The 26,559-nt window shown below is 63.0% G+C and carries 21 protein-coding genes, 1 tRNA gene and 1 pseudogene; 16 read left to right on the forward strand and 7 right to left on the reverse strand.

Features of this window, described 5'->3' with window-relative positions; translation table 11 throughout:
• Entirely contained in the window at positions 1-1,296 is a 1,296-nt protein-coding gene (locus tag P3T24_RS37665; protein ID WP_074265956.1) for an MFS transporter, read from the reverse strand.
• Between the two features lie 319 nt (positions 1,297-1,615).
• Here P3T24_RS37665 and P3T24_RS37670 point away from each other — a divergent pair, with 319 nt between their 5' ends.
• Entirely contained in the window at positions 1,616-2,137 is a 522-nt protein-coding gene (locus P3T24_RS37670) for an N-acetyltransferase family protein (protein ID WP_429441770.1), read from the forward strand.
• A gap of 20 nt (positions 2,138-2,157) precedes the next feature.
• On the opposite strand, the gene P3T24_RS37675 is transcribed toward P3T24_RS37670, so the two are convergent.
• The 3 genes from P3T24_RS37675 to P3T24_RS37685 all read right to left on the reverse strand — a co-directional run bounded on the left by P3T24_RS37675 (position 2,158) and on the right by P3T24_RS37685 (position 6,592).
• Positions 2,158-2,895: a DUF2968 domain-containing protein gene (locus P3T24_RS37675; RefSeq protein WP_429441745.1), complete on the reverse strand. Its 738-nt coding sequence runs from the start codon at positions 2,893-2,895 to the stop codon at positions 2,158-2,160.
• A gap of 261 nt (positions 2,896-3,156) precedes the next feature.
• The gene (locus P3T24_RS37680) at positions 3,157-4,695 is read right to left on the reverse strand and encodes a gamma-glutamyl-gamma-aminobutyrate hydrolase family protein (protein WP_429441747.1); all 1,539 of its coding nucleotides are present in this window, start codon (positions 4,693-4,695) and stop codon (positions 3,157-3,159) included.
• 139 nt (positions 4,696-4,834) lie between these two features.
• A complete protein-coding gene (locus P3T24_RS37685) occupies positions 4,835-6,592 on the reverse strand; it encodes a cation:proton antiporter (protein WP_429409175.1) in 1,758 nt (585 codons plus the stop codon).
• Between the two features lie 170 nt (positions 6,593-6,762).
• Here P3T24_RS37685 and P3T24_RS37690 point away from each other — a divergent pair, with 170 nt between their 5' ends.
• The 10 genes from P3T24_RS37690 (at position 6,763) to guaD (ending at position 19,761) form a co-directional block, all read left to right on the forward strand.
• A complete protein-coding gene (locus P3T24_RS37690; protein ID WP_429441749.1) occupies positions 6,763-7,458 on the forward strand; it encodes a DUF2848 domain-containing protein in 696 nt (231 codons plus the stop codon).
• Between the two features lie 7 nt (positions 7,459-7,465).
• Positions 7,466-8,827, forward strand: a complete 1,362-nt coding sequence (locus tag P3T24_RS37695; protein WP_429441751.1) for an MFS transporter — start codon at positions 7,466-7,468, stop codon at positions 8,825-8,827.
• Positions 8,828-8,894: 67 nt separating this feature from the next.
• Positions 8,895-9,572 carry a GntR family transcriptional regulator gene (locus tag P3T24_RS37700; RefSeq protein ID WP_429409178.1) on the forward strand — a complete coding sequence of 226 codons (678 nt, stop codon included), beginning with the start codon at positions 8,895-8,897 and terminating at the stop codon, positions 9,570-9,572.
• Positions 9,573-9,615: 43 nt separating this feature from the next.
• Positions 9,616-10,995, forward strand: coding sequence for an amidase (locus P3T24_RS37705; protein ID WP_429286951.1), 1,380 nt, complete (start codon positions 9,616-9,618; stop codon positions 10,993-10,995).
• A gap of 83 nt (positions 10,996-11,078) precedes the next feature.
• Positions 11,079-11,588, forward strand: coding sequence for a disulfide bond formation protein B (locus tag P3T24_RS37710; protein ID WP_074263690.1), 510 nt, complete (start codon positions 11,079-11,081; stop codon positions 11,586-11,588).
• A gap of 415 nt (positions 11,589-12,003) precedes the next feature.
• Positions 12,004-13,548: a xanthine dehydrogenase small subunit gene (gene xdhA, locus P3T24_RS37715; protein ID WP_429441752.1), complete on the forward strand. Its 1,545-nt coding sequence runs from the start codon at positions 12,004-12,006 to the stop codon at positions 13,546-13,548.
• Positions 13,548-16,034 carry a xanthine dehydrogenase molybdopterin binding subunit gene (gene xdhB / locus P3T24_RS37720; protein WP_429441754.1) on the forward strand — a complete coding sequence of 829 codons (2,487 nt, stop codon included), beginning with the start codon at positions 13,548-13,550 and terminating at the stop codon, positions 16,032-16,034. The genes xdhA and xdhB overlap by 1 nt, the downstream gene beginning before the upstream one ends.
• Positions 16,035-16,124: 90 nt before the next feature.
• Entirely contained in the window at positions 16,125-17,132 is a 1,008-nt protein-coding gene (xdhC, locus tag P3T24_RS37725; RefSeq protein WP_429441755.1) for a xanthine dehydrogenase accessory protein XdhC, read from the forward strand.
• A gap of 85 nt (positions 17,133-17,217) precedes the next feature.
• Complete coding sequence (locus P3T24_RS37730; RefSeq protein ID WP_429441757.1) at positions 17,218-18,264, forward strand: adenosine deaminase; 1,047 nt, start codon at positions 17,218-17,220, stop codon at positions 18,262-18,264.
• A 141-nt stretch (positions 18,265-18,405) separates the two neighbouring features.
• A complete protein-coding gene (gene guaD, locus P3T24_RS37735) occupies positions 18,406-19,761 on the forward strand; it encodes a guanine deaminase (protein ID WP_429441759.1) in 1,356 nt (451 codons plus the stop codon).
• Between the two features lie 31 nt (positions 19,762-19,792).
• Here the strand turns inward: guaD and P3T24_RS37740 are convergent.
• Both P3T24_RS37740 and P3T24_RS37745 read right to left on the reverse strand, forming a co-directional pair.
• Positions 19,793-19,867, reverse strand: a pseudogene (locus P3T24_RS37740) (hypothetical protein); the annotation flags it as partial.
• A 166-nt stretch (positions 19,868-20,033) separates the two neighbouring features.
• Positions 20,034-20,723 carry a DUF4136 domain-containing protein gene (locus tag P3T24_RS37745; RefSeq protein ID WP_429286946.1) on the reverse strand — a complete coding sequence of 230 codons (690 nt, stop codon included), beginning with the start codon at positions 20,721-20,723 and terminating at the stop codon, positions 20,034-20,036.
• A 183-nt stretch (positions 20,724-20,906) separates the two neighbouring features.
• On the opposite strand from P3T24_RS37745, the gene pepN reads away from it, so the two are divergent.
• The 5 genes from pepN to P3T24_RS37770 all read left to right on the forward strand — a co-directional run bounded on the left by pepN (position 20,907) and on the right by P3T24_RS37770 (position 25,875).
• A complete protein-coding gene (gene pepN / locus P3T24_RS37750) occupies positions 20,907-23,606 on the forward strand; it encodes an aminopeptidase N (protein ID WP_429441761.1) in 2,700 nt (899 codons plus the stop codon).
• 191 nt (positions 23,607-23,797) lie between these two features.
• On the forward strand, positions 23,798-24,079 hold the full coding sequence (locus P3T24_RS37755) for a type II toxin-antitoxin system RelE/ParE family toxin (RefSeq protein WP_429441763.1): 282 nt from the start codon (positions 23,798-23,800) through the stop codon (positions 24,077-24,079).
• A 17-nt stretch (positions 24,080-24,096) separates the two neighbouring features.
• Entirely contained in the window at positions 24,097-24,552 is a 456-nt protein-coding gene (locus P3T24_RS37760) for a HigA family addiction module antitoxin (RefSeq protein WP_429409186.1), read from the forward strand.
• 175 nt (positions 24,553-24,727) lie between these two features.
• Positions 24,728-25,744, forward strand: a complete 1,017-nt coding sequence (locus P3T24_RS37765; RefSeq protein ID WP_429441765.1) for a class 1 fructose-bisphosphatase — start codon at positions 24,728-24,730, stop codon at positions 25,742-25,744.
• Between the two features lie 55 nt (positions 25,745-25,799).
• Positions 25,800-25,875 (forward strand) — tRNA-Thr (locus P3T24_RS37770).
• A gap of 186 nt (positions 25,876-26,061) precedes the next feature.
• Here P3T24_RS37770 and P3T24_RS37775 read toward each other — a convergent pair.
• A partial coding sequence (locus tag P3T24_RS37775) for an acyltransferase family protein (RefSeq protein ID WP_429441766.1) occupies positions 26,062-26,559 on the reverse strand: 498 nt, incomplete at its 5' end.

Here is a 26,559-nt window from a genome sequence, read left to right on the forward strand (position 1 = left end):
CTAGGCCGCGCGGTACTGATTGCGCGACTCAGGCGTGCGATACAGAACCAGCGTCGCGATCAAACCGCAGATTGCCGCGAGACCGAGCCACAGGCCAGGCGCAGCCTTGTTGCCCGTCGAATGAATCAGCAACGTCGAGATCGCCGGCGTGAAACCGCCGATGGTCGTGGCAAGGCTGTACGCCAGCGAGAACCCTGCGGTACGGACTTCGACCGGCATCACTTCGGTCAACGCCACCACCATCGCGCCGTTGTAGCTGCCGTACAGGAACGAGAGCCACAGTTCGACAGCCAGCAGGCGCGCGAACGAAGGATCCGCCACCAGCCATTGCACCGCCGGATACGCTGTGAGGATGGTCAGAATCGTAAACACCAGCAGCACCGGACGACGCCCGATGCGGTCCGATATCGCGCCCGCCAGCGGCAGCCAGACGAGATTCGACAGGCCGATACAGACCGTGACAACCAGTGCGTCGATCGCCGACAGCTTGAGCACTTCCTTGCCGAACGTCGGCGTATAAGCGGTGATCATGTAGAACGACACCGTCGTCATGATCACCATGCCCATGCCGGCGAGCACGACGCCCCAGTTTTCGAGCATCGACTTCATGATCTCGCCCATGCCCGGACGGTGCTTGCGCGCGGCAAATTCCTCGGTTTCCTGCAGCGAACGGCGGATCAGGAACAGGAACGGCACGATCAGACAGCCGATCAGGAACGGCACACGCCAGCCCCATGCGCTCATCTGCTCGACCGGCAGGATCTGGTGCAGGACCACGCCGATCAGCGCCGCAAACACGACAGCGACCTGCTGGCTACCCGACTGCCACGAACAGTAGAAGCCCTTGTTGCCCTTGGTAGCGATTTCCGAGAGGTAGACCGACACGCCGCCCAGTTCCACGCCGGCGGAGAAGCCTTGCAACAGGCGCCCTAACAGGACGAGCACTGGCGCGAGGATGCCGATCGTTGCATAGCCCGGAATGGCCGCGACCGTCAGCGTGCCGAGCGCCATCAGGCCAAGCGTCAACATCAGACCTTTGCGGCGTCCGTGGTGGTCGATGTACGCGCCGAGCACGATGGCGCCGAGCGGCCGCATCAGGAAGCCCGCGCCGAATACCGACAGAGACAGCATCAGCGACGCGAAGTCGCTGCCACCCGGGAAATAGGTCTTGGCAATCGCCGAAGCGTAATAGCCGTAGACCATGAAATCGTACATCTCCAGGAAGTTGCCGCTGACGACGCGGAAAACTGTCCGGACTTTCGATTCACTGGAAGTTGCATGAGACGCAGTTGACATGACACTCTCAAAATAGCCCGGCGCCGGAGCCGATCCGGCATGATTGGGCAGTTGCAAACACTTCACCGCGTCGGCGAGCAGATGCCACTGGCGAGGGAGACTTTTCTGGAATAAACGAACGCGCCAGGGGCGCTGCATTTTGATGCCGCATACATTGCGACGGTATAAGGGTAAACCTTAGGTTGCCGACGCATTGCAAGCTGATTCGAATGTTACCGTTCCTCGCTCGAACTTGCAGTCAAGATGGGCACTGATCGCGCCCTTAGCCTTGCTCGCAGTACACTTTGAGCTTTCCAGCCCTTACATGACCATCCCATTGATGTCCAACGCCAGCGCTCTTTCTTTGCGCCCCGCGACCGCACTCGACGCCGATCTGATCGCGTCGATTCATGCCGCCAGCTGGCAAGCCACCTACCGGGGTCTGCTGCCCGATGCGTTTCTCGACGGCGAGGTGACGCGCGAACGCGCCGCGTACTGGCAGGCACGCCTGAACGCGCCGGGCGCCGAACGGCGCAACGTGGTGATTGCAGAACGCGCGGGCGAGCCGATCGGTTTCGCGTGCGTCGAGCGCCAACCCGACTCGGCGTGGGGCGTGCTGCTCGATAACCTGCATGCGCTGCCTGGCCATCAGGGAATCGGTGTCGGCAAACTGCTGATGCAAGCCGCCGTCGACTGGACACGCGCTCAAGGCGAAAGCCGGCTGTATCTCTATGTGCTCGAGGGCAATACGCCGGCCATCGGCTTTTACGAGCGGCAAGGCTGGAAGTTCGCGGGTGCGGAGCCCGATCACATGGGCGGCGTGGACATCACCGCGTTGCGTTACGTGTACCAGCTGGATTGAACACTGCTGCCGGCGCCCGCTTATCTGGACTCTGGCAGTCCCGACTCGCTCTGGCGCTGCAACTGCAGCACCTGGTTCTGCACCTGGCGCAACTCGGCCTGCGCCTGTTCCTTCTGGGCGCGCAATGCGGCTGCTTCCGTCTGCGTCTGGCGTTGATAGTCGTTGACCCTGGCCTGCTGGGTACGGGCCACATCCAGATCGGCCTGCAAGCGCTTCGCGCGATCTTCCGACTGCGCAATCACATCTTCAATGAATGCCTTCTGCGCCTGCAATTGCGTGCGGTGAATTTCCACGTCGGCCAGTTGCGCGGTCTGCTGCACAAAGCCGGCGTAGACGGCCTCGGCGCGCGTGTCGTCTTGCGATTTGATGACCCGCCAGAAATGCTTGTCTTGAAATAACGCTACGTAGTACGTCATTTCTTGCGGATAGAAAAACAGACTCGCACCGTAGCTGCCGTTGTAGGTGGTGCGCAACTCGGTCAGTTGGGAGTCGTGGATCAGTTGCATCAGTTCCGCAACATTGCCTTGTGCATCGCCGCCCGCTGCAGCGCGTGCGTCCGCGCTCGTGGCGACGGCCGCCTGCAACGCGACGGAGACTGGTTGAGGCGTCAACGAATTCATCGCCGGACGCGTTCCGACAACCGGCACCGAATCCATTGAACCGGCGCCCTCTTCTGCCAGCGCGAAACCACCATGCTGCAGCAACGCACACGTGGTCGCGAGCAGCATTGCGCGCCGTACAGTCAAGAGGTACTTCATACGTGCATGCTCCATGCGAATTCAAAATAGCTTTGGATTATCGCGCGTATTTGTGCCCAAGCGAAGCGTTCGTATGTGCCGCGATGGCACTTTAAATCGAGATAGATAGTAATCTTAAGATTCCATCGAATCGTCTCGCGCATCGCGAAAAAGCATCCTGTTTAACGGACGAAAAAAAGCGGCTCCGTTGGAAAACGGAACCGCTTTTCACGTCTTCGGCCCACGCACGGAGCCCAACAATTCTTTACAGAAAACGCACGCCTAGAAGCGCGTTTCGCGGGCCACGCGCAGAAAGGTATCCAGCAGCGGCGTGCAATCCAGTAACTCCGGTCCACCCGCGCGATGAAACTCCGGATGCCACTGCACGCCCATCACGAACGGCGCGCGTCGATAGCGAATCGCTTCGATGATGCCGTCCGAGGCCGATACCGCCTCGATATTGAGATCGCGCCCAATCGTCTTCACGGCCTGGTGGTGAATCGAATTGACGATCGCGTCGCGCCGGCCCGGAAACATGTTGGCGAGCGTCGAGCCATCCGGAAAATGGATGCCATGGCGATGCTGGTCGTAGTGTTCGTTGACGTGCACGCCCGCGGTCGGCACATCTGTGGCGATATCTTGATAAAGAGTCCCGCCGAACGCCACGTTGATCAGTTGACAGCCGCGGCATACGCCCAGCACCGGCTTGCCGGACTCGATGAATTCATGCAACAGCTCCAGCTCGTACATATCGCGCACGCGGTCGCCGGGCCACTCGGGGCTCGTCGCCTGTTCGGCATAGGACTGCGGCGAAACATCCGCGCCACCTTGCAACAACAGGCCATCGAGGTGCTTGGCGTAGTCGCGCAGACGGATATTGCTCGGATGCAGCATGCCCTGATGGCCGACGGTTGGAATCATGAACACCAGCACGTCGCGCGACATCACCCAGTGCGCAATAGACTCTTCGAGATATTGCAGCGTCTTCCCGCGCAGGCCTTTGGCGCCCGGCTCCGGATGGAAGATGCGGGCCGACACGCCAATGCGCAACGTCCGTTGCGTGATCCGTTGACCCGCCCTGTCGAAGATCTGGCGAGCCCGCGCCGCGATGATGCGGCCAAAAACCGACCACGCCGAATCAGTCTGCTTCAGATAGCGCGGTGGTGCCGGTGGCAATGCATTCGGCGGAGGAGGATTCGTTGCGGTGAAGTCCGGGGCGGCGCCAAAACCGGGCGGCACGGAACTGGTGGCGCCGCGAGTAGCGGATGCCGTTGACGACCCGCTATCCGCAGCATCCGCTGAGGCAATCTCCGAGGACGCTGCAGGCTGCGGGGCACGCGAACTGGACGGCGTGCCGTGTTTGGCCTGGGCAGCATCGCGCTTCTGCTTCACCTGGGCCTCCTGCTGCGCAGTCGACTCGGCAGCGGATGCGCGGGCTTCGGCGGCATCTCGTTGCTGGGCAGTGACAGGGTCGGCAGGGGTCACGGATGACGCGCTGATCGGATCGTCAGTCGAAGAACGCTCCGCGGCCTCTTCGGCCGCAAGGGAGGGTTCGGCTGACGCAGAAGAGATATTCGGTGGTGACCCCGACGGAGGTAATCCCGGTGGCACACCAGCCGTCGAATCAGCAGGCAAATCTTTGAGCGGCGACTGGATCGCATCCTCGTGTGAGGGGGGCAAGCTGACCTTCGGGGATGCGGGCGCAGTCTCGGCCGTTGACACGTCGGGCTTTGCAACGCCGGGCTTCGAAACCTCAGCCGGCGTGCCGGACGGGGACGGGGTGCCGGGCGTACCGGCATTCTCTGGCTTGTTTTCGCTCATGACTGTCGGACGGGCGCCTTCCACGCGAACGAATGTGTATGACCTGATTATCCGCTACCGGGCGATGTGCGGCAAACCTGCACACAATTGCTCACATTGTTACGCAACACAGATCGTCGCGCCCGATAACGTCACTTATTTATGGATCAGGTTGTTCGTCGAAAGTTTCGCGCAATGCGATCTGCAGGGCCGCGTGGATCTTCACGCACCAGCGCCAGAGCAGCGTAACCAGAAGCGCTGCACATACCAGCACCACCACCAGCAACCCGGTGGGCGGCAGGATGCCGCCTGAAAGTGCCGCCAGCAGCAGAAACACGCCGACCATCGAGACGATCGGCACAAGATCGGAAATCGCCGAGCGGATCGCACGCGTGAAACGCCCGGCTTTCGCCGGCTGGACGCTGAGTTCGGCAAGCAGCAACGCGAGCGATTTGGTCTTGCGATACACGGCGACCAGAAACGGCAGCGACAGAAGCAACGCCGCGCTCCAAAGCACCACGCGTTGCAGTGGCTCAGAGGGTAGCCAACGGTCGAGTAACGGGTTCGCGTAGGACGCGCCGTACGTCACCGCGAGAAAGATCGCCACCACCAGCGCGAGGTTCACTGCAATCTGCAGAACGATCCGACGTGTGATGCTGAACGGTGTCGGGCCGCCGCCGGCCGGCCGCAGGCTCTCGAGCCATTGTGAGTACATGCCGAACACGTTGGCGACGGGACGTGGCATCGCACGTCCGAGGCGCTGCGTCAGCGGATCGGCGGCGCGGATCAGGTACGGTGTGAATAAGGTGGTCAGCGCCGACACGGCAACCGCAATCGGATAAAGAAACGCGCTCGTCACCTTCAGCGTGAGACCGAGCGAGGCAATGATGAAGGAAAACTCGCCAATCTGCGACACCGTCATGCCGACCCGCATCGCGGTGCGTCCGTCCTTGCCGGCGAGGAACGTGCCGAGGCCGCACGAGACGATCTTGCCGACGATCACCGCGACCGTAATGACCGCAATCGGCCACGCGTAGTCAACCAGCACATGTGGGTTGAGCATCAGCCCGATGGTGACGAAGAAGATGGCCGAAAACGCATCGCGCAGCGGTGCAATCAGATGCTCGATACGACGCAGATGGCGCGACTCGGCCATGATTGCACCGATCAGAAACGCGCCGAGCGCGATGCTGTAATCGAGCTTGACGACCAAAAGGCAAAAGCCAAAGCAGAAGCCGAGCACGGACACAAGCAGCATCTCGTCGCTCCCCGAGCGCGCCACGTAATTGAGCGCACGCGGCACGACGAGTACCCCCACCACCAGCGATACCGTCATGAACAGCAGCAGTTTGCCTAGCGTGACGAGTGCGATACCCGCGCTCAACTGGCCCGTCTGCGCTATGCCCGACAGCAACACGAGCATCGCGATGGCGAGGATGTCCTCGACGATCAGAATCCCGAACACGAGTTGTGCAAAGCGCTCACGCTTGAGGCCGAGTTCCGATAGCGCCTTGACGATGATCGTCGTCGACGAGATAGCGAGGATCGCGCCGAGAAACAGCGAATCCATCGAACTCCAGCCGAACGCGCTGCCGATCTCGTAACCGAGCCACAGCATCAGCACGATCTCGGAGAGCGCCGCGACAATCGCCGTGGCGCCGACCTGAAACAGCTTGCGCAGGCTGAATTCCAGTCCCAGCGAAAACATCAGGAATACGACGCCGAGCTCGCCGAGCGTCTGGATGGTCTGCTCGTCGTGGATCAACTGGAACGGCGGGGTGTACGGTCCGATGATCACCCCGGCGGCGATATACCCAAGCACCACCGGCTGTTTCAGGCGATGGAACAGCACGGTGACGACGCCCGCGAGCGCCATGATCACCGCCAGGTCCTGAATGAAGCCAATTCCGTGGTGCATGGACAGATTTCCTTACAAATAGCTGTCGAAAAATCTGATAGTAACGCAGCTTAGCGACAGCGCACGTGTCGTGCGCTGCCCGAAAACCCTGTGGGTTGTTTTTGACACGCTGGACGTCTGTGAAATATCACAATAATATTTGTCGAATATTCAGACGACGGAGTGCAGTAATGACGCAGTTATCGTTCAACGTATCCAACATAGGTGGCCGCGTGGAGGCCAGCGCGCCGCTGATGATCGAGGTGAACCGTTTGACCATTGCCGGGTGGGCGGGACGCGACCGCGCGGCCATCGAACATCACATCGCCGAACTCGCCGAACTGGGCGTGAAGCGGCCCTCGACCACGCCCTGCTTCTACCGCCTCGGCGCAGAATTGCTGACGCAGGCCGAACAGATCGACGTGGTTGGCAGCCGTTCAAGCGGCGAGGCCGAGTGCGTGCTGGTGCAGTCGACGGCCGGCCTCCTTGTCACCATCGGCTCGGATCACACCGACCGTGAGGTCGAGGCCTACGGCGTGACGGTGTCGAAGCAGGTGTGTCCGAAGCCGCTCGCCCGCGACGCGTGGCGCTTCGACGACGTCGCCGGCCATTGGGACCAGTTGCAGTTGCGCGCCTTTGCGGTTGCCAACGGTGTGCGCAGGGTCTATCAGCAAGGCAGCGTCGCCTCGTTGCTGGCGGCGTCGGACCTGCTCGAGCGTGCCCCGCTCGCAGCGGGTGCCGCCATGTTCTGCGGCACGCTTGCGGTCGAAGGCGGCATCGTCGGCATGGTCGACGGCGACGCGCTCGAACTCGAATTGCACGACCCGGTGCTGAACCGCACGCTGCGTCACGCTTACCGCGTGCATGCGTTACCTATCGTCGAATGAGGCGCCCATGAACCCTGCCCCGCCGTCAGCCGAGTTGCGTGTGACCGCCCACACCGGGTCCTCCCAGGACGCTGCCATCGAAGCCAGCGCGCTGCGAAAAATCACCTGGCGCATCATGCCGTTCCTGTTTCTGGTCTACGTGCTGTCGTATCTCGATCGTGTCAACATCGGCTACGCGAAACTGCAGTTCACGGGCGACCTCGGCTTGTCGAACACCGCTTACGGACTCGGCGCAGGGATCTTCTTCTTCGGCTATTTCGTCTTCGAAGTGCCGAGCAACCTCCTGCTGAAGAAATTCGGCGCCCGCGCGACGATCGCCCGCATCACGATGCTGTGGGGCGCGCTGTCGTGCGTGATGATGTTCGTGCGCTCGGAGACAATGTTCTACGTGTTGCGCTTCCTGCTCGGCGTGGCGGAAGCCGGGCTCGTCCCGGGCGTCGTGCTGTACCTGACGTTCTGGTTTCCATCGGACCGGCGCGCCCGGATGGTGGCCGTGTTCATGGCGGCGATTCCGGTGGCGGGGATCATCGGTGCGCCGCTTTCGGGCTTCCTGATGTCGGCGCTGCACGAAGCCCACGGGCTACGCGGCTGGCAGTGGATGTTCCTGATCGAAGGTATTCCCTCGATCCTCGCCGGCTTCTGGGCGCTGGGCGTGCTGCGCAATACGCCCGCTGAAGCAGCCTGGCTCGATGACGAGGAAAAACGCGTCGTCCTCGCCCGGCTGGCACGCGAAAACAGCGCAGCGGCATCCGCCGGCGCCGAACACAACCTGCGCGCCGCGCTGTGCTCCGGGCGCTTCTGGCTGCTGACACTGATCTACTTCTGTCTGGTCACGGGCAACGCCGGCTTCTCGTTCTGGTTGCCGCAGATCGTCAAGGATCTCGGCGTCACCAACCTGGTGAGCAACGGGTTCGTCACCGCCATCCCTTATCTGGCGGCAGGGATCGGCATGATCCTGATCGGACGTTCGTCGGACGTCACCGGCGAGCGGCGCTGGCACTATGCGGTGTGCTGCTTCATCGGCGCGGCCGGACTGCTCGGCAGCGCGTCGGTGACGAACTCGATTCCGCTGGCGGTGACTGGCCTGTCGATCGCCTATATCGGCATCCTCGCAGGCTTCGGCATTTTCTGGTCGATGTCGACCACGTTCCTGCAAGGCAGCGCCGCTGTGGCCGGCATCGCCGTGATCAACTCGATCGCCAATCTGGCCGGCTACGTCAGCCCGTATGTGCTCGGCGTCGTCAAGGATGCGACGCATAGCGTGACCTTCGGACTCGTGCTGATCGCGGGAGCGCTGATCGTCGGCGGACTCGTCACGCTGCTGATGCCGCGGGTCAAGGTGCCGCACGGCGTGGCGGAGCTCGCGTGAAGGCTCGACTACAATGCGGGCGAATGAGCTTCACCCTTGCACCTGACCTCGCCTGCACCCTTTATTCATGACGCTTTTGCAGACTTCCCGCACTCCCGTGACCGCCCGCCAAAACGGTGCGAGCCTCGCCGAACAGGCCTATGAATTCGTCAAGCGCGAAATCATCACCATGCGGTTGCGCCCAAGCGAAGTGCTCAACGAGGCCGAGCTGATGACGCTGACCGGCATTGGCCGCACACCCGTTCATCAGGCGCTGCACCGGCTCGTGCACGAGGGCATGCTGACGATCATGCCGCGCAAGGGCATCATGGTGCGTCCGGTCTCACTCGACGACGTGCTCGCGATCATCGACGTGCGCCTGATCAACGAAGGCCATTGTGTCGAACTGGCGGCGCGCCACGCTCAGGCGCACGATTACGAAGTGATGGAAGCGTTACTCGAGCGCTCCAAGGTGTGCGTTGCTGCGCACGACGTGGAAGGCATGATGGATATCGACCGCGAATTCCATCTGGCGATTTCGGCGGCGTCGCGTAATCCGGTGCTCGCCGATATCCTGCGTGGGCTGCATGAGCGATCGCTGCGTTTCTGGTTTATCTCGCTGTCCGAACCGCACCATCTCGAGGATGTCCACGAGGAACATCTCGAACTGTTTCGCTTGCTGCGCGAGCGCGATGCCGACGGCGCACGCCAGTCGGTGCAGCGCCACATCGAAGCATTTCGCGCGACCCTCTTCAACCGGATTTAACCGTCAACCGCATCTGATTGCATCTCACTGGACCGGAACGACCATGCCCACTGAATTCACGCCCTTCCCGCCGCTCGCCCAGCTCGCCGCCGATCTCGCCGCGGGCCGCACCACCAGCCGCAAGCTCGTCGAAACCGCGCTCGAACGCATCGCCGACCCAGCCGGCCAGGGTTCGGCCGTTTTCATGCATGTCGATGCCGACCGCGCCCGCGCCGCCGCCGACGGACACGACCGTCTGCGCGCCGCAGGCTCGGTGATGTCGCCGCTCGCGGGGATTCCGGTGTCGATCAAGGACCTGTTCGACATCGAAGGCCAGGTGACCCGCGCCGGTTCGAGCGCACTCGCCGATGCGCCGCCCGCGACCGCCGATGCAGTGGCAGTTGCTCGCTTGAAGCGGGCGGGCGCAGTGATTGTCGGACGCACCAACATGAGCGAGTTCGCGTTCTCCGGGCTCGGGCTGAATCCGCACTACGGGCATCCGCTGTCCCCGTACCAGCGTGATGTGAAAGGCGACGAGCGGGTTTCGGGAGGCTCGTCCTCTGGGGCCGCAGCGTCGGTGGCGGACGGCATGGCCGCTATCGCGCTCGGCACCGACACCGGCGGGTCGATCCGCATCCCCGCCGCGCTGTGCGGGCTGACCGGCTTCAAGCCCACCGCCGACCGCATTCCCAAGCAGGGCGGCGTACCGCTTTCGCCGACGCTCGATTCATTCGGGCCGATCGGCGTCTCGGTTGCCTGCTGCGCACTGGTGGATCGCATGCTGGCGGGGCTCGAGCCGCGCATTCCGGCGGCTCGCCCGCTCGAAGGCGTGCGACTCGGCGTGCTCACCAACTATGTGACGGACGGCGTAGAGCCGGCCGTGGCCGCTGCCATCGACACGGCGCTCAAACATCTGGAAGCCGCCGGCGCGATTGTCAGCGAAGTGCGTTTTGCGCCGCTCGACCGTTTGCCGGAGATCAACCGCTTCGGCTTTCCGTCGATCGAAGCGTACGCGTGGCACCGGCCGCTGCTGGAAAAGCACCGCCAGCAATACGACCCGCGCGTGCTGACCCGCATCATGAAAGGCCAGCCGGCCAGCGCAGCCGACTATCTCGATCTGGTGGCTGAGCGCAGCGCGCTGCTGGAAGCCGCCCGCAGCACGCTGTGGCAACGCTTCGACGCGATCGTCGCGCCAACGGTGCCAGTCGTGCCGCCGCGCGTGGCCGACCTCGTGCATGACGACGATGCCTTTGCCCGCACCAACGCCTTGATCCTGCGCAATCCGAGCGCATTTAATTTCCTCGACACCTGCGCTCTCTCGCTGCCCTGCCATCCGCGCGGCGACGCGCCGGTCGGCCTCATGCTGGCGGGCGCCCCGCACGGCGACGACGCGCTGCTTGCCATTGGCCGCGCCGCCGAAGCCGTGCTCAATACGATCCGGTAGCCGGAAACCGAAGGGCGGTGTTCGCGCTAGAATCGCGGGCACCCGCTCTTTTGAGTTTTCGACTTTCGACAGCCACACGATCCATGAATAACGACAATGCAATGCTGCGCCGCGAGCGCTCCCTGCTGGTTCTGCTTGGCCTGATCTGCGTTGCCCTGGTCGGCGGCGCGCTGTACATGCAGTACGGCCTGCACGAAGACCCTTGCCCACTGTGCATTCTGCAGCGCTACTTCTTTCTCCTGATCGCGATCTTTGCGTTCCTCGGCGCGCGCTTCGACAGCTGGCGCGGCGTACGGTTACTCGAAGCGCTGGCTGCGCTGTCGGCGCTGGCCGGCATCGCGACTGCGGCACGCCATGTGTATGTGCTGGCGAATCCGGGTTTTAGCTGCGGCTTCGACGCGCTGCAACCGCTGGTCGACAGCCTGCCGCCGGCTCACTGGCTGCCGGGCGTGTTCAAGGTAGCCGGATTGTGCGAGACGGCGTATCCGCCGATCCTCGGCCTTTCGCTGCCGGAGTGGTCGCTGCTCGCCTTTTTTGTCGCGTATGTGCCGCTGGTGTTGAGCCTCATCCGAAATCGCCGCCGGATCGCCTGAGAAAACGGGGCGTGACGGACGTTAGCCGCTGCGGTGGCCCGGCTCCCTGCTGGGCCCGAACGCTCCGCTCCCGCGAAGAACTGCATACCTCGTCGTAAACACCTGGAAGCCGGAAAAGCGCCTTTTTGCTTGCGTCCGGTCCCATTCCCCCTTTTTGGTGCTCACCGCACCGCCCGCTGCGCCCAGCTCCGCGTGGCTTTGCGGCTATTCCGCCGCGGCGGCCGCTGTATTACGGGCCACGCCGCCTCCCACGCTCATGACCGTCCGCGAATAACCCGCATCACCGTGGGGAAATATTTTCGAGACGAGGTAGTGCTATCTTCGGATATGGATGGCGATCTACGTGCGCGAGGCCGGCTACGGCGCGACCCCCTGCGTAACGCGCGCCCGGTCCGCAATGTCTTTCGGATTCGCCATGACAACGCAAACCATCCGCTTCTTTTACCGTGGCGCCGTCCGTGAGGTTCAGGGCGTGCCGGCGACGCGCACCGTGCTTCAGCACCTGCGCGAAGACCTGCATTGCACGGGCACCAAGGAAGGTTGCGCGGAAGGCGACTGCGGCGCCTGCACGGTCGTGGTCGGCGAACTCGACGCCAACCGGCACCTCACGCTCAAGGCGGTCAACGCCTGCATCCAGTTTCTGCCCACGCTCGATGGCCGGGCACTCTTCAGCGTCGAAGACCTGCGCACAGCGGACGGCACTCTGCATCCGGTTCAGCAGGCAATGGTCGATTGTCACGGCTCGCAGTGCGGTTTTTGCACGCCCGGCTTCGTGATGTCGATGTGGGCGCTATACGAAAACCAGCCGGCAGCCGCCGGCCTGCCGACGCGCGACGAGATCAATACCGCCCTGTCGGGCAATCTGTGCCGCTGTACCGGCTACCGGCCGATCGTCGACGCTACGCAGAAGATGTTCGATTATGCGCAATATCCGCGCGTCCCGTTCGATCGCGCGGCGGTTGCCGAGGCGCTAAAGCCGCTGCAACGCCGCGATACTTTCGAATATCGTGCCGCCGATGTACGCGGCGACGCTTTCGGTACGCCACTCTTCTACGCCCCGGTCACGCTCGATGCCTTCGCTGCCTTGCGCGCCGGGCATCCGGACGCACGTCTCCTCGCCGGCAGCACGGATGTCGGGCTATGGGTCACCAAGCAGTTCCGCGACCTCGGCGACATCCTGTATCTCGGCAATGTGGTGGAACTGAAGGCCATCGAGCGCGACGCGCAGACGCTGACAATCGGTGCGGCCGTAACACTGGAAGACGCGTACGCCGCGCTGGCCGTCGATTACCCTGAACTCGCCGAACTCTGGACTCGCTTCGCGTCGCTGCCGATCCGTAATGCAGGCACGCTCGGCGGCAATGTCGCGAACGGCTCGCCGATCGGCGACTCGATGCCGGCACTGCTCGCACTCGGCGCCGAAGTCGTGCTGCGTAACGGTGCCAAAACCCGCACGCTCCCGCTCGACGCTTTCTACCTCGGCTATCAGAAGACGGCGCTGGCCACCGGCGAATTCGTCGCCGCGATCCGCGTGCCGCGACCGGCACGCAATCTGCGCTTTCGCACCTACAAGGTCTCGAAGCGTTACGACCAGGACATCTCGGCGGTCTGCGCCGCGTTTGCACTGCGCATCGAGGACGACGTCATTGTCGAGGCGCGCCTCGCCTTCGGCGGTATGGCGGCGACACCGAAGCGCGCCGCCCACGCCGAAGCCGCGCTGACCGGCGCGGCCTGGGACGACACGGCAACCCAACGCGCCATAGATGCGCTCGCCGCCGACTATCAGCCGCTCTCCGACATGCGTGCGTCGGGCGCCTATCGGTTGAAGGTGGCGCGCAACCTGCTGCTGCGCTTCCAGCTGGAAACGCGCGATCACGCACCGCTAGCCCTGTTCGACGTCAACGCCTTCGCATTCGAAACGGGCGCTGCGGAAGTGGCGCCCGCGCAGGAGCCGCTGTGATGAGCAAGCAGACCGACGCATTCATCCACCATGCCGCGGACCGGGCCGAAACCGAGACGGCTTCGATCGGCACATCCTTGCCGCACGAGTCCGCCGCGTTGCATGTCAGCGGCGAAGCCACCTATACGGACGACATCCCCGAACTCCAAGGCACGTTGCACGCAGCGCTCGGACTGTCACGCCATGCGCACGCGCGGATCGCCTCGCTCGATCTGAGCGCCGTGCGCAGCGCCCCGGGCGTAATCGCGGTGTTGAGCGCCGCCGACATTCCCGGTGAGAACAACTGCGGCCCGGTGCTGCACGACGATCCGATCCTGGCCGACGGCGAGGTGCTGTATCTCGGTCAACCGGTATTCGCGGTCATTGCCGAAAGCCACGAACTCGCCCGACGCGCCGCGACGCTGGCGAAAAGCGATGACGTGGTCCGCTATGAAGCGTTGGACGTCGTGCTCATCCCTGCCGAAGCCAAAGCGAAAAAGCAGTTCGTCCTGCCGCCCTTGCATCTGACGCGCGGCGAGCCCGCGGCGAAAATCGCCGCCGCACCGCACCAGATCCTGGGCAGTTTCGAAGTTGGTGGGCAGGAGCAGTTTTATCTCGAAGGCCAGGTCGCGTATGCCGTCCCCAAAGAGATGGACAGCATGCTGGTCTACAGTTCGACACAGCATCCGAGCGAAATGCAACAGGTGGTCGCGCATATGCTCGACTGGCCGACGCATAGCGTCGTCTGCGAATGCCGGCGTATGGGCGGCGGTTTCGGCGGGAAGGAATCGCAATCGGCATTATTCGCCTGCGTCGCGGCGCTCGCCGCAAAGTTGCTGCGACGTCCGGTCAAACTGCGCGCCGATCGTGACGACGACTTCATGATCACCGGCAAGCGTCACGATGCTGTCTACGAATACGAAGCCGGCTTCGACGACACCGGTCGCATTCTCGGTGCGCGGGTCGAAATTGCGTTACGTGCGGGGTATTCTGCGGACCTTTCCGGCGCCGTCGCAACGCGCGCAGTGTGCCACTTCGACAACGCGTATTACCTCTCCGACGTGGACATCGTGGCGCTGTGCTGCAAGACCAACACGCAGTCGAACACCGCGTTTCGCGGCTTCGGCGGCCCGCAGGGCGCGTTGGTAATGGAAGTGATGCTCGACAGCATCGCCCGGCAGCTGAAACTCGATCCGCTCGATGTGCGGCTTGCCAATTACTACGGGGTCGGCGAGCGCGATGTCACGCCATACGGACAACGTGTCGAAGATAACGTGATTGCGCCGCTCACCGAGGAACTGCTCGCGAGCAGCGACTACCGGGCACGCCGCGCCGCGCTCGCTGCCTACAACGCAACGAGTCCCGTGCTCAAACGCGGCATCGCCTTCTCACCGGTGAAATTCGGCATCTCGTTCAACGTGCCTTTTCTCAATCAGGCCGGCGCATTGGTGCACGTCTACAAGGACGGTTCGATCCTCGTCAATCACGGTGGCACAGAAATGGGCCAGGGGCTCAACACGAAGGTGGCCCAGGTGGTCGCCAACGAACTCGGCGTGCCGCTCTCGCGGGTGCGCGCGACGGCGACCGATACGTCCAAGGTGGCCAACACCTCGGCGACAGCCGCCTCCACAGGCAGCGATCTGAACGGCAAGGCAGCCGAAGCTGCGGCGCGCACGATTCGCGAGCGGCTGGCCGCGCTGGCTGCCAGAGAACTCGGCGGCGAACCCGACGCCGTGCAGTTCAAGGACAACATGCTGCACGCCAACGGCGTGACAATGCCATTCGCGCAACTCGTCAACATGGCGTATCTGGCGCGTGTGCAGTTGTGGTCCGATGGCTTCTATGCGACACCCAAGGTGCACTGGGACGCGAAAACGCTGACCGGTCATCCGTTCTACTATTTCGCGTATGGTGCGGCGGTATCGGAAGTCGTGGTGGATACGCTGACGGGCGAATGGAAGCTCGTGCGCGCCGACGTGCTGCACGACGCCGGGCAGTCGATCAATCCGGCCATCGATATCGGCCAGGTCGAAGGCGGCTTCATCCAGGGCATGGGCTGGCTGACCACCGAGGAACTCTGGTGGAACCGCGACGGTCGACTCATGACGCACGCGCCGTCGACGTACAAGATTCCGGCGGTCAGCGATACGCCCGCCGCTTTCCACGTGCAGCTCTATCGCAACGAGAATGCGGAGCCGACCGTGTTCCGCTCGAAGGCGGTCGGCGAGCCACCGCTCTTGCTGCCGTTCTCGGTGTTTCTTGCGATCCGCGATGCGATTGCAGCGACGGCGCCGCAAGCGAATCAGGCCCCGCCGCTGCGCGCGCCGGCGACGCCCGAGGCGATTCTCGATGCGCTGGAGGCGATGCAGCAGGCAGCGTCCGTTGTGAGCATGCCGGCGGCAGGTTCAAGCGATCCAAAGGAGCCCGAAACAGCAGCAACTTCGGTGGGCAATACAACAGCCTGCGCAGCGCCAAAGACACCGGCCAGCGTCGACACCGCCACATGAATTTTCACGCGCTGCGCGACACGAACGCACAGCGTTACGCTTAACCGGCTGCACGGACACCCCTTGCAGCCATGGATGGAGAACCGCCGGATGCAACCCTGGCTAACCGATCTGCAACAACTGCTCGCACACGGCGACGCCGCCGTGCTGGTGACGGTCGCGCGCGTCGAAGGATCGGCGCCGCGCGAAGCGGGCACCAAGATGATTGTCACGCGCGATTCGGCACGCCATACGATCGGCGGCGGCCACCTCGAATGGAAAGCCATCGAGTCCGCCCGCCAGGTCCTCAAGGAAGGCATGCGCATGTCGCATATGCGCCGGCTCGAACGCTTCGCGCTCGGTCCGAGTCTCGGCCAATGCTGCGGCGGCGCGGTGGTGCTCGCATTCGAGCGTCTGGACGTGGCCGATCTCGGCTGGATCAGCTCGCTCGCCAAGCGCGTGGCGGCCGGTCAGTCGACGGTGCGTAGCGTATCATTCGGCCCCGCGCCGGATGCGGTGATGCTGTCCGAACCTGAGCCCGGCGTCGAAAGCGCCGACTGTCTGCTGTGGGACGGCGCCGGCTTCGAGGAAAGCAGTTCGCTGCTCACCGAGACCATCGCACCGCGCGACTTCGCAGTGGTGCTGTTCGGCGCCGGACACGTCGGCGCCGCGCTCGTGCGCGTGCTTGGAACGCTGCAGTGCCACGTGCGCTGGGTGGACGAGCGCGACGCCCAGTTTCCGCCGCCCGAGGCGCTGCAGGCGTCGAATGTAACGATCGACCCGAACGATGCGCCCGACGAAGCGATCGACCAGGCCGCACCGCAGACGTACTTTATTGTGATGACGCACAACCATACGCTCGACCTCGAGCTCGCCGAGCGCATCTTGCGGCGCGGTGACTTCGCGTTCTTCGGCATGATCGGCTCGCACTCCAAGCGCAAGCAGTTCGAACACCGGCTCGCCGCCCGCGGCATCGATCCTGCGCAGATTGCGCGGATGAAATGCCCGCTCGGCGTGGATGGCATCGACGACAAGTCGCCGGAGATCATCGCGATTTCCGCGGCCGCGCAAGTATTGCAGGCAGTCGAAGCGAACGCGCACGCTACCCAGGCGGCGTGACCGCTCAGCGCCTTGCGGTACACATCCGGTAAAGCCCAACTTCTCGCACACCAGACCATTAAATCGAACCACTAAAGAAACCAGTATGAATACGCCCACCGCTCTCACTCTCGCCGACAAAGTGGCAGCCGCGCCGAAGGCCGAACTGCATATCCATATCGAAGGCTCACTGGAACCCGAGCTGATTTTCAAGCTCGCCGAACGCAACGGCGTGACGCTCGCCTACGATTCGATCGAAGCATTGCGCAAGGCGTATGCGTTTACCGATCTGCAATCGTTCCTCGACATCTACTACGCCGGTGCGAGCGTGCTGCTGCACGAGCAGGATTTCTACGACATGACGATGGCCTACGTCGAGCGCTCGCTCGCCGACAACGTCATCCACACCGAGATCTTCTTCGACCCGCAGACGCACACCGAACGCGGTGTATCGATCGCCACCGTCGTGGCAGGCATCGAGCGTGCGCTCGCCGACGCGGAAAAGCGCGGCCTCACGAGCAAGCTGATCCTGTGTTTCCTGCGCCACCTCTCCGAGGAAGACGCGCTTGCCACCTTCGACGAAGCGATGCCGTTGTTTGACCAGTACAAGCATCGGCTGATCGGCGTCGGTCTCGATTCGTCCGAGCGCGGCCATCCGCCGTCGAAGTTCGAGCGTGTGTTTGCGAAGGCGCGGGCCAAGGGTCTGAAGCTCGTTGCACATGCAGGTGAGGAAGGACCGCCGTCGTATATCTATGAAGCGCTGGATCTGCTTAAGGTGGACCGCGTCGACCATGGCGTGCGCAGCATCGAAGACCCGGCGCTCGTCACGCGGCTGGCCGACACGCGCGTCGCACTGACGGTGTGCCCGCTGTCGAACCTCAAGCTGTGCGTGTTCGACGATCTGACCAAACACACGCTGAAGGCGCTGCTCGACAAGGACGTCGCCGTCACCGTGAATTCCGACGATCCGGCTTACTTCGGCGGCTACGTCAATGCGAACTACCTCGCCACGATCGATGCGCTCAAGCTCACTGATTCCGAGGTCTACACGATCATCCGCAACAGCTTCGAGGCGGCGTTCGTCACGCCCGCAGAACGCGATGCGTTGATCGCGAAACTCGACGCGCACTGGCACGCCGCTAACGCGGACTGACCAGCGCGGTCTGGAGCGCGGGCAGCAGGAGAAGCGGCGCGAGCGCGCCGCACCTGCGCCTCGCCTCTTCCGCTTTGTTTGCGGCGTTATTTACCGCCAATTTATCGCTTCATATTCCATACAACGGAGACGGCTTTCCCCATGAATCACTCGGCTCAAGCGGCCCAAACCGCATTCCGCGCGCAACTGCTGACCTTCAACGGCGACCCTGCGCAATCGTCCAACGCAGCGGTCTTCAACGAAGACGGCCTGCTGATCGTGGAAGACGGCCACGTCGTCGCAGCGGGCGCGTATGCAGCGCTGTCGTCCCAGCTCGCCCCCGGCACGCAGGTGCAGGACATGCGCGACAAGCTTATCGTGCCTGGCTTTATCGACACGCACATTCACTATCCGCAGACGGACATGATCGCCTCGCCCGCGCCCGGCCTTCTGCCGTGGCTCGATACGTACACCTTCCCGACAGAGCGCCGCTTCGCGGATCCGGCCTACGCTCAGGACACAGCCAGTTTCTTCGTCGAAGAACTGCTCGCCTGCGGCACGACCACGGCGCTCGTGTATTGCACGGTGCACAAGGAGTCCGCAGATGCGCTTTTCACCGAAAGCGAGGCCCGCAACCTGCGCATGGTGGCGGGCAAGGTGCTGATGGATCGCCACTGCCCCGAGTTCCTGCGTGACACCGCGCAGTCGGGCTACGACGACAGCGCCGAGTTGATTGGCCGCTGGCATAACCGTGGCCGCCAGATGTATGCGCTGACGCCGCGCTTCGCACCGACCTCGACTGAGGCCCAACTCGAAGCGTGCGGTGTGCTCGCGCGCGAGCATGCGGATATTTTCATCCAGAGCCATGTCGCCGAAAACACCGACGAGGTGAAATGGGTCGCCGATCTGTTCCCCGGCCATCGCAGCTATCTGGACATTTACGATCACTACGGCCTGCTGCGCCGCCGTGCCGTGTATGGCCACTGCATCCACCTCGACGCGGAAGACCGTAAGCGGATGGCGCAGACCGGCACGGTCGCCTCGCATTGCCCGACCTCGAACCTGTTCCTCGGCAGCGGTCTGTTCGACTTCGACAAGGCCGCCGAAGCCGGCATGCCGGTCGCACTCGCGACCGACGTCGGCGGCGGCACGTCGTTCTCGATGCTGCAGACGATGAACGAAGCGCACAAGGTGGCGCGTCTCACCGGCCATCATCTAACCGCCACGCGGATGTTCTGGCTCGCCACGGCAGGTGCCGCCGAAGCGCTTGACCTGGCGGACAAGGTCGGCACGCTGGCACCGAAGTCGGAAGCGGATTTCATCGTGCTCGATCCGCAGGCGACGCCGCTGCTGACGCGCCGCACCGGGCGCACCGAGTCGCTCGAAGAACTGCTGTTCGCCTTCGCGCTGCTCGGCGACGACCGCGCGATCTTTGAAACCTACGCTGCCGGCAAGCGCGTGCATCAACGCGAAGCGCCGCGGCAACATACGGCGCGCAAGACGAAGATCGCTGCGTAAACCTGGCTCGACGCGCTCGGCGTTCGGCTCCCGACATCACGAGCACCGCGGCGGCGCCGTCGCTCAGGCCCGACGCGTTAGCTGCCGTCACCGTGCATTCCTTCGAGCGTTCTGAGCCACCACGGTCTGCAAGCCAGGTAGTTAGCGCCGCGAGTTTCGAACGTTACGACGCAAAACGGCCCGGCAGGTTCACCCCGCCGGGCCGTTTTGCTTGCGCGTCTGTCGCATCTTGCTAGCCGAAGGCCAGCAAGCTCCCCGCTCGCTGCGTGCTCTTACTGCACGACTGTCGGAGCCGCAACCGGCGAACCCGGCGCCGGCGCACCGGCCGCCTCGTTCGACATCCCAGCATTCTTGTCGACCGGCAACTTGACCGTGCGCACCGCGCCATTGCTCAACGGGAAATCCGCCAGCGCACTACGCGCCAGATACGGCATGGCACGCACCAGCGACGCCTCGTCGCCCGCGTTGCGCGCCAGTACGTTGTAGACCTCCTTGCCGGTCGCGCGGTCCGTGATGCGGACGCCGAGCGTATGTGTAAACACGGGGTAAGTGGAAGTCACATAGGCGGGAGGAAACGCTCCGAACGGACCCCACGGGTCGATCGGACGGCCCCAGTAAGGTCCCGGCCACGGGCTGCTGTAAAACACCGGCTCGGTCACGCTGACGGCCTGGCTCTTGGTGCCGTACGAGAGGCCAACCAGATAATGAGCCTGCTGTGCGTCGACCTGCCTGAACGCGCGCACGGCCAGCTCATTGGCCACCAGCACCTCGTAGGTCTGCTGTTCCAGGCTGTTCTGCTGCGCGGGGCCACGCGTGAACGCATAAGTACGGCTCGCGTCGCTGCCGCTCCAGTCGGAGAACGCTGTCACCTGGGTGGTCACATAGCTGGTGCAGCCGGAGAGCAGTGCCGTCAGCGCCACCAGCATCAGCATGACGCGCCCGGTCCAACGGTCTGATTTCATGGTCATCCTCATCCTTACGAGTAATCGCCGCACGCAAGCGCGGCGGCCCGATCATACGCTGACCTGGCCCCGAGACAAAAAGTTCGACCCGCAGAGCGGCCCGAGCTTTCTTTGTACAATGGCTGACATACCGGTGCGTACTGGATGCGCCGCCGGCTCAATATCTTATTCTTACAAACCGCCATGGCTGATACCGCAACGCCCCCTGTGATCCGTCGCGCCGACTACGCGCCGCCCGCCTTCCTGATCGATACCGTGGCACTTGAGTTCGATCTCGTGCCCGAACGCACAGTCGTCAAAAATACGATGCGCCTGCGCCGCAATCCGGACGCCGCGCACGCGACACATCTCGAACTGATCGGCGAACGACTCGAGTTCGTCAGCGCGGCCATCGACGGCGCGCCATATACCGCGGTGCGTCCGGCGGAACACGGGCTGACCGTCGAGAACGTACCGGACAGCTTCGAACTGACGATCACGAGCATCTGCAAACCCGTTGAAAACACTACGCTCTCGGGCCTGTACGTGTCCAGCGGCAACTTCTTTACCCAGTGCGAGGCAGAGGGCTTTCACGGCATTACCTATTTCCTCGACCGGCCGGACGTGATGGCGACCTACACGGTCACGCTGCGCGCGGACAAGTCTGCGTATCCGGTGCTGCTGTCGAACGGCAATCTGCTCGAGGAAGGCGATCTGCCCGACGGCCGCCATTTCGCCCGCTGGGAAGATCCGTTCCGCAAGCCCTGCTACCTGTTCGCACTGGTAGCAGGCAAGCTGGTGTGCATCGAAGAACGCGTGAAGAGCGGCTCCGGCGCAGAGAAATTGCTGCAGGTGTGGGTCGAACCGCACGACCTGGACAAGACCCGTCACGCCATGGATTCGCTGATCCATTCGATCCGCTGGGACGAAGAGCGCTTCGGGCTGGAACTCGACCTGGACCGCTTCATGATCGTCGCCGTGAGCGACTTCAACATGGGCGCGATGGAGAACAAAGGGCTCAACATCTTCAACACGAAGTACGTGCTGGCGAACCCGGAAACCGCGACCGACACCGACTTCGCCAACATCGAAGCGGTGGTGGGCCACGAGTACTTCCACAACTGGACCGGCAACCGTGTGACCTGCCGCGACTGGTTCCAGTTGAGCCTGAAGGAAGGCCTGACGGTGTTCCGCGACCAGGAGTTCTCGGCCGACATGGCGGGCGGTCACAACGGTCACGACGAAGCCGCGCGCGCCACCAAGCGCATCGAAGACGTGCGCGTGCTGCGCCAGATGCAGTTCGCCGAAGACGCGGGTCCGATGGCGCATCCGGTACGCCCGGAAAGCTACGTCGAGATCAACAACTTCTACACGATGACGGTGTACGAGAAGGGCTCGGAAGTCGTGCGGATGTATCAGACGCTGTTCGGCCGCGATGGCTTCCGCAAGGGCATGGACCTGTACTTCAAGCGCCACGACGGCCAGGCCGTGACCTGCGACGACTTCCGTCATGCGATGGCGGACGCGAACGGGCGCGACCTTGCCCAATTCGAACGCTGGTATAGCCAGGCCGGCACGCCGCGTGTGGCTGTCAAGACTGCGTACGACGCTGCGGCTCGCAGCTACCGCGTGACCCTCACGCAAGGCTACGGCGACGCTGCACCGGCCGCCCGCGAGACGCAAAAGGGTGCGCTGCTGATCCCGTTTGCGATCGGCCTGATCGGCAAGGACGGTGCGGATCTGCCGCTGCGGCTCGAGGGCGAAGCGAGCGCGGCGCCGGGCACTACGCGTGTCCTCGAATTTACCGAGAGCGAGCAAACCTTCACGTTCGTCGATGTTGCCGAAAAGCCGCTGCCTTCGCTGCTGCGCAATTTCTCGGCACCGGTGATTGTCGAATACGACTATAAGGCCGACGAACTCGCCTTCCTGCTCGCCCACGACAGCGACCCTTTCAACCGCTGGGAAGCCGGTCAGCGACTGGCGACGCGCGAGTTGCTCGCGCTAGCCGGGCGTGCCGCGACCGGCGCGCCGTTGCAACTAGACGATTCGATCGTCGCCGCGTTCGCACGCGTGCTGACCGACGAATCGCTCTCGCCGGCGTTCCGTGAGCTGGCGCTGATTCTGCCATCCGAAGCGTATCTGGCCGAGCAGATGTCCGAGTCGAATCCGGCTGCAGTGCATGCTGCCCGCCAGTTCGTACGCAAGCGCCTCGCCACGGCGCTCAGGAACGAATGGCTCGCGGTGTACGAACAGCACCATACGCCGGGCGAGTACGAAGCCACGCCGAAGGCAAGCGGACATCGTGCGTTGAAGAATCTTGCGCTGTCCTATCTTGCCGAACTGGACGATCCGGCCGAAGCCGTGCGCCTCGCCTCGGCGCAGTATGCCGCTGCAAATAACATGACCGATCGCTCGGCCGCGCTGTCCGCGTTGCTCAACGCTGCAGCGGCCGGCGGCGGCACGCAGGCGCAGGAAGCGCTCGACGACTTCTACCGCCGCTTCGAGAAGGAACCGCTTGTCATCGACAAGTGGTTCGCCCTGCAGGCCACCCAGCGCGGCAACGCACAACGTCCGGTGATCGAGATCGTGCGCAAGCTGATGACTCATCCGGCGTTCACTTTGAAGAATCCGAACCGCGCCCGCTCGCTGATTTTCAGTTTCTGCGCGGCCAACCCGGCACAGTTCCACGCCGAAGACGGCTCGGGTTACGCGTTCTGGGCCGAGCAGGTCATCGCGCTCGACGCGCTGAATCCGCAGGTCGCCGCGCGCCTCGCCCGCTCGCTCGAACTGTGGCGCCGCTTCACGCCGAAGTTGCGCGACGGCATGCGCGCAGCCCTGGAGAAAGTAGCGGCAGAGGTGAAATCGCGCGACGTGCGCGAGATCGTTGAGAAGGCGCTCGCCTGATCTGCCTGGGTACTTTCAGGTAGGAGAAAGCCGGCGCATGTGGCCGGCTTTTTTTCGTCCGCAAAGTCCGTAGGAGTCGGTCCTACACACGCGTTGGCCATTCGGACGACTGTTTTTGTTGGGCCGCCGAGGTGAAAGTAAACCCGTTCATTTAACGGTTTACGTTTAACGCGAGGCGTTATATCATCCCTATGATTACGACATTCGGCAACAAGGCTACAGCACTGTTATTTAGAGGCGGCTTCGTCCGTTCGTTACCCACGCAGATTCAGTCCGCCGCGCATCGCAAGCTGCTCATGATCGACGCCGCGGTTTCGGTTGAAGACCTGTACACGCCGCCCGGCAATCGCCCGGAGGCGCTGCAAGGGCTACGTAGCGGGCAATGGAGCATCCGCATCAACGCGCAGTGGCGCATCTGCTTCCACTTCGTGGATGGCGAGGCGCTGAATGTCGAGGTCGTCGATTATCACTGATTGATTGGGAGACCAGCATGGTCATCAAACGCTCCGAGCTGGAAAGCACCGACTTTTCGGACATCGAAACTGGCGAGCAAATTGCGCCCGTCCATCCGGGCGAGATCCTGCGCATCGAGTTTCTCGATCCGCTCGGCATGTCGGTCAACGCTCTGGCAAAAGCGCTGCGTGTGCCTACGCCGCGCATCAACGACGTAGTGCTCGGCAAGCGCGCAATCTCGGCAGATACCGCGCTGCGGCTTGGCCGTTATTTCGGCGCAAGCGCGCAGTTCTGGCTCAATCTGCAAATCGCCTACGACCTGCGCATCGCCACTGAGGCAGCCGGCGAGCAGATCGCCAACGAGATCGAACCGCTCGCCCGCGCACGGAGGCCGAAACTGCCGGGTATGCCGCGTGGCCACGCACGCGCGGTCAGCCACGCCGCTAGCATGGTCAGCAACGTTGCCGCTGTGAAGGCAGCGCGCAAAGCCTGAGATTCGAGGTCGACGCCAGCACTCCCTCGCCTTTCCGGACCGGCTGGGCGCCTGCTACGGCGGTGGTGTGTGCTGGTGCAGCACGCGCATTCCGCCTCAAATTTTTCTGTGGCACAGGAAAGACACAGCGAGCGGGTAAAATCACGGGATTCCTTCGCCTTACCGGAGTACTGCAATGGCTTTGCAACGTCGTACCACTCTCACGAAGTATCTGATCGAGCAGCAGCGCGAAACCAACAACCTGCCGGCAGATCTACGCCTGCTGATCGAAGTCGTCGCACGGGCTTGCAAGGCGATCAGCTACCACGTCAGCAAGGGCGCGCTGGGCGACGCGCTCGGCACCGCCGGCAGCGAGAACGTCCAGGGCGAGGTGCAGAAAAATCTCGACATCCTGTCGAACGAAATCCTGCTTGAAGCGAACGAATGGGGCGGCAATCTGGCCGGCATGGCGTCCGAAGAAATGGAGAAGTTCTCGCCGATTCCGGCCAACTATCCGAAGGGCGAATATCTGCTGGTGTTCGATCCGCTGGATGGCTCGTCGAACATCGACGTGAACGTGTCGATCGGCACTATCTTCTCGGTGTTGCGTTGCCCGGACGGCCAGCAGCCGACTGAGCAGTCGTTCCTGCAACCAGGCACGCAGCAGGTTGCCGCCGGCTACGCCGTCTACGGTCCGCAAACCGTGCTGGTGCTGACCACCGGCAACGGCGTGAACTGCTTCACGCTCGACCGCGAGCTGGGTTCGTGGGTACTCACGCAAAGCGACATGACCATTCCGGTCGAAACGCGCGAATACGCGATCAACGCGTCGAACGAGCGCCACTGGTACCCGCCCGTTCATCAGTACATCGATGAACTGAAGGCCGGCAAGGACGGCCCGCGCCAGGAAGACTTCAACATGCGCTGGATCGCATCGATGGTCGCCGATGTGCATCGTATCCTGAACCGAGGCGGCATCTTCATGTACCCGGCGGACAAGCGCTCCCCGGACAAGCCGGGCAAGCTGCGCCTGATGTACGAGGCCAATCCGATGGCGTTTATCGTCGAACAGGCAGGCGGCGCCGCAACCAACGGCGAGAAGCGCATTCTGGATATTGTTCCGAAAAGCCTGCACGAACGGGTGGCCGTGTTCCTCGGCTCGAAGAACGAGGTAGACCGCGTAACCCGCTACCATCTCGAAACAAAAAGTTGAACCCGGGGGCTTGCCAAGGCGTCAATAAAGTCCCTATAATCTCGTTTCTCCTGATGCCGGAATAGCTCAGACGGTAGAGCAGCGCATTCGTAATGCGAAGGTCGGGGGTTCGATTCCTCTTTCCGGCACCAACAGATTCAAGCACTTAGCCCAGTCATTGCGACTGGGCTTTTTGCTTTCTGGGGCGCACGTAACCGCCATGCAGCCAGATTCAGTCAACCAGCACAAGCCACGCAGGCCCAACCTTACGCCATAGACAATTGAACTGACCGGTCGAAATTCGCGTGGTCGTTGATTCGCGCTGGGACAATATCTGTTCAATGCACGCGCCGCCATCGGCGGAGGCGATTTTCCTTCCCTATGCCACCTATCCAGGGATATTCGACGAAACGATATGTGAGGGCGGATAAGGTGACGGTCGCCAGCACGACGGGGACGGCAAGCGCCCAATAACGTACGGGCGACAAGCCCGCGACCGCCGTGTAGTGGTGGACCATACGGGAAACGAGATACAACACCCAGTTATGGAGCAGGTAGACGCTGTAACTGAGGAGGCCCAGAAGCCGCGCGGGACGACAGGTTAGCAACCCGAATAGTGAATTGCCTGCCGCGAAAATAAGAAAAGGAACAAAGAGCAATGCGGCGGCGAGCGGCGAATACGTGAGCGGTTGATACAGCGCGGTAGTGGCGATGCAGGCAAGCGCAACGAACGAGCCCGTTGGGAGGGTGTAAATAGTTTTGTGTAAACGGTCATTTGGCAGGAGACTGCCAGTAACAGGAGCGACGATGACCGTAGCGAAACGCAATAAACGGGT

It is taken from the genome of Paraburkholderia sp. GAS33 (genome assembly GCF_050436645.1).
Classification (GTDB): Bacteria; Pseudomonadota; Gammaproteobacteria; order Burkholderiales; family Burkholderiaceae; genus Paraburkholderia; species Paraburkholderia phenazinium_B.

What these genes read in the sequence shown, in the direction of transcription:
- P3T24_RS37665 (WP_074265956.1), bottom strand. Translation starts at nt 1,296, where the DNA reads ATGTCAACTGCGTCTCATGCAACTTCCAGTGAATCGAAAGTCCGGACA.
- P3T24_RS37670 (WP_429441770.1), top strand. Translation starts at nt 1,616, where the DNA reads ATGTCCAACGCCAGCGCTCTTTCTTTGCGCCCCGCGACCGCACTCGAC.
- P3T24_RS37675 (WP_429441745.1), bottom strand. Translation starts at nt 2,895, where the DNA reads ATGAAGTACCTCTTGACTGTACGGCGCGCAATGCTGCTCGCGACCACG.
- P3T24_RS37680 (WP_429441747.1), bottom strand. Translation starts at nt 4,695, where the DNA reads ATGAGCGAAAACAAGCCAGAGAATGCCGGTACGCCCGGCACCCCGTCC.
- P3T24_RS37685 (WP_429409175.1), bottom strand. Translation starts at nt 6,592, where the DNA reads ATGCACCACGGAATTGGCTTCATTCAGGACCTGGCGGTGATCATGGCG.
- P3T24_RS37690 (WP_429441749.1), top strand. Translation starts at nt 6,763, where the DNA reads ATGACGCAGTTATCGTTCAACGTATCCAACATAGGTGGCCGCGTGGAG.
- P3T24_RS37695 (WP_429441751.1), top strand. Translation starts at nt 7,466, where the DNA reads ATGAACCCTGCCCCGCCGTCAGCCGAGTTGCGTGTGACCGCCCACACC.
- P3T24_RS37700 (WP_429409178.1), top strand. Translation starts at nt 8,895, where the DNA reads ATGACGCTTTTGCAGACTTCCCGCACTCCCGTGACCGCCCGCCAAAAC.
- P3T24_RS37705 (WP_429286951.1), top strand. Translation starts at nt 9,616, where the DNA reads ATGCCCACTGAATTCACGCCCTTCCCGCCGCTCGCCCAGCTCGCCGCC.
- P3T24_RS37710 (WP_074263690.1), top strand. Translation starts at nt 11,079, where the DNA reads ATGAATAACGACAATGCAATGCTGCGCCGCGAGCGCTCCCTGCTGGTT.
- xdhA (WP_429441752.1), top strand. Translation starts at nt 12,004, where the DNA reads ATGACAACGCAAACCATCCGCTTCTTTTACCGTGGCGCCGTCCGTGAG.
- xdhB (WP_429441754.1), top strand. Translation starts at nt 13,548, where the DNA reads ATGAGCAAGCAGACCGACGCATTCATCCACCATGCCGCGGACCGGGCC.
- xdhC (WP_429441755.1), top strand. Translation starts at nt 16,125, where the DNA reads ATGCAACCCTGGCTAACCGATCTGCAACAACTGCTCGCACACGGCGAC.
- P3T24_RS37730 (WP_429441757.1), top strand. Translation starts at nt 17,218, where the DNA reads ATGAATACGCCCACCGCTCTCACTCTCGCCGACAAAGTGGCAGCCGCG.
- guaD (WP_429441759.1), top strand. Translation starts at nt 18,406, where the DNA reads ATGAATCACTCGGCTCAAGCGGCCCAAACCGCATTCCGCGCGCAACTG.
- P3T24_RS37745 (WP_429286946.1), bottom strand. Translation starts at nt 20,723, where the DNA reads ATGAAATCAGACCGTTGGACCGGGCGCGTCATGCTGATGCTGGTGGCG.
- pepN (WP_429441761.1), top strand. Translation starts at nt 20,907, where the DNA reads ATGGCTGATACCGCAACGCCCCCTGTGATCCGTCGCGCCGACTACGCG.
- P3T24_RS37755 (WP_429441763.1), top strand. Translation starts at nt 23,798, where the DNA reads ATGATTACGACATTCGGCAACAAGGCTACAGCACTGTTATTTAGAGGC.
- P3T24_RS37760 (WP_429409186.1), top strand. Translation starts at nt 24,097, where the DNA reads ATGGTCATCAAACGCTCCGAGCTGGAAAGCACCGACTTTTCGGACATC.
- P3T24_RS37765 (WP_429441765.1), top strand. Translation starts at nt 24,728, where the DNA reads ATGGCTTTGCAACGTCGTACCACTCTCACGAAGTATCTGATCGAGCAG.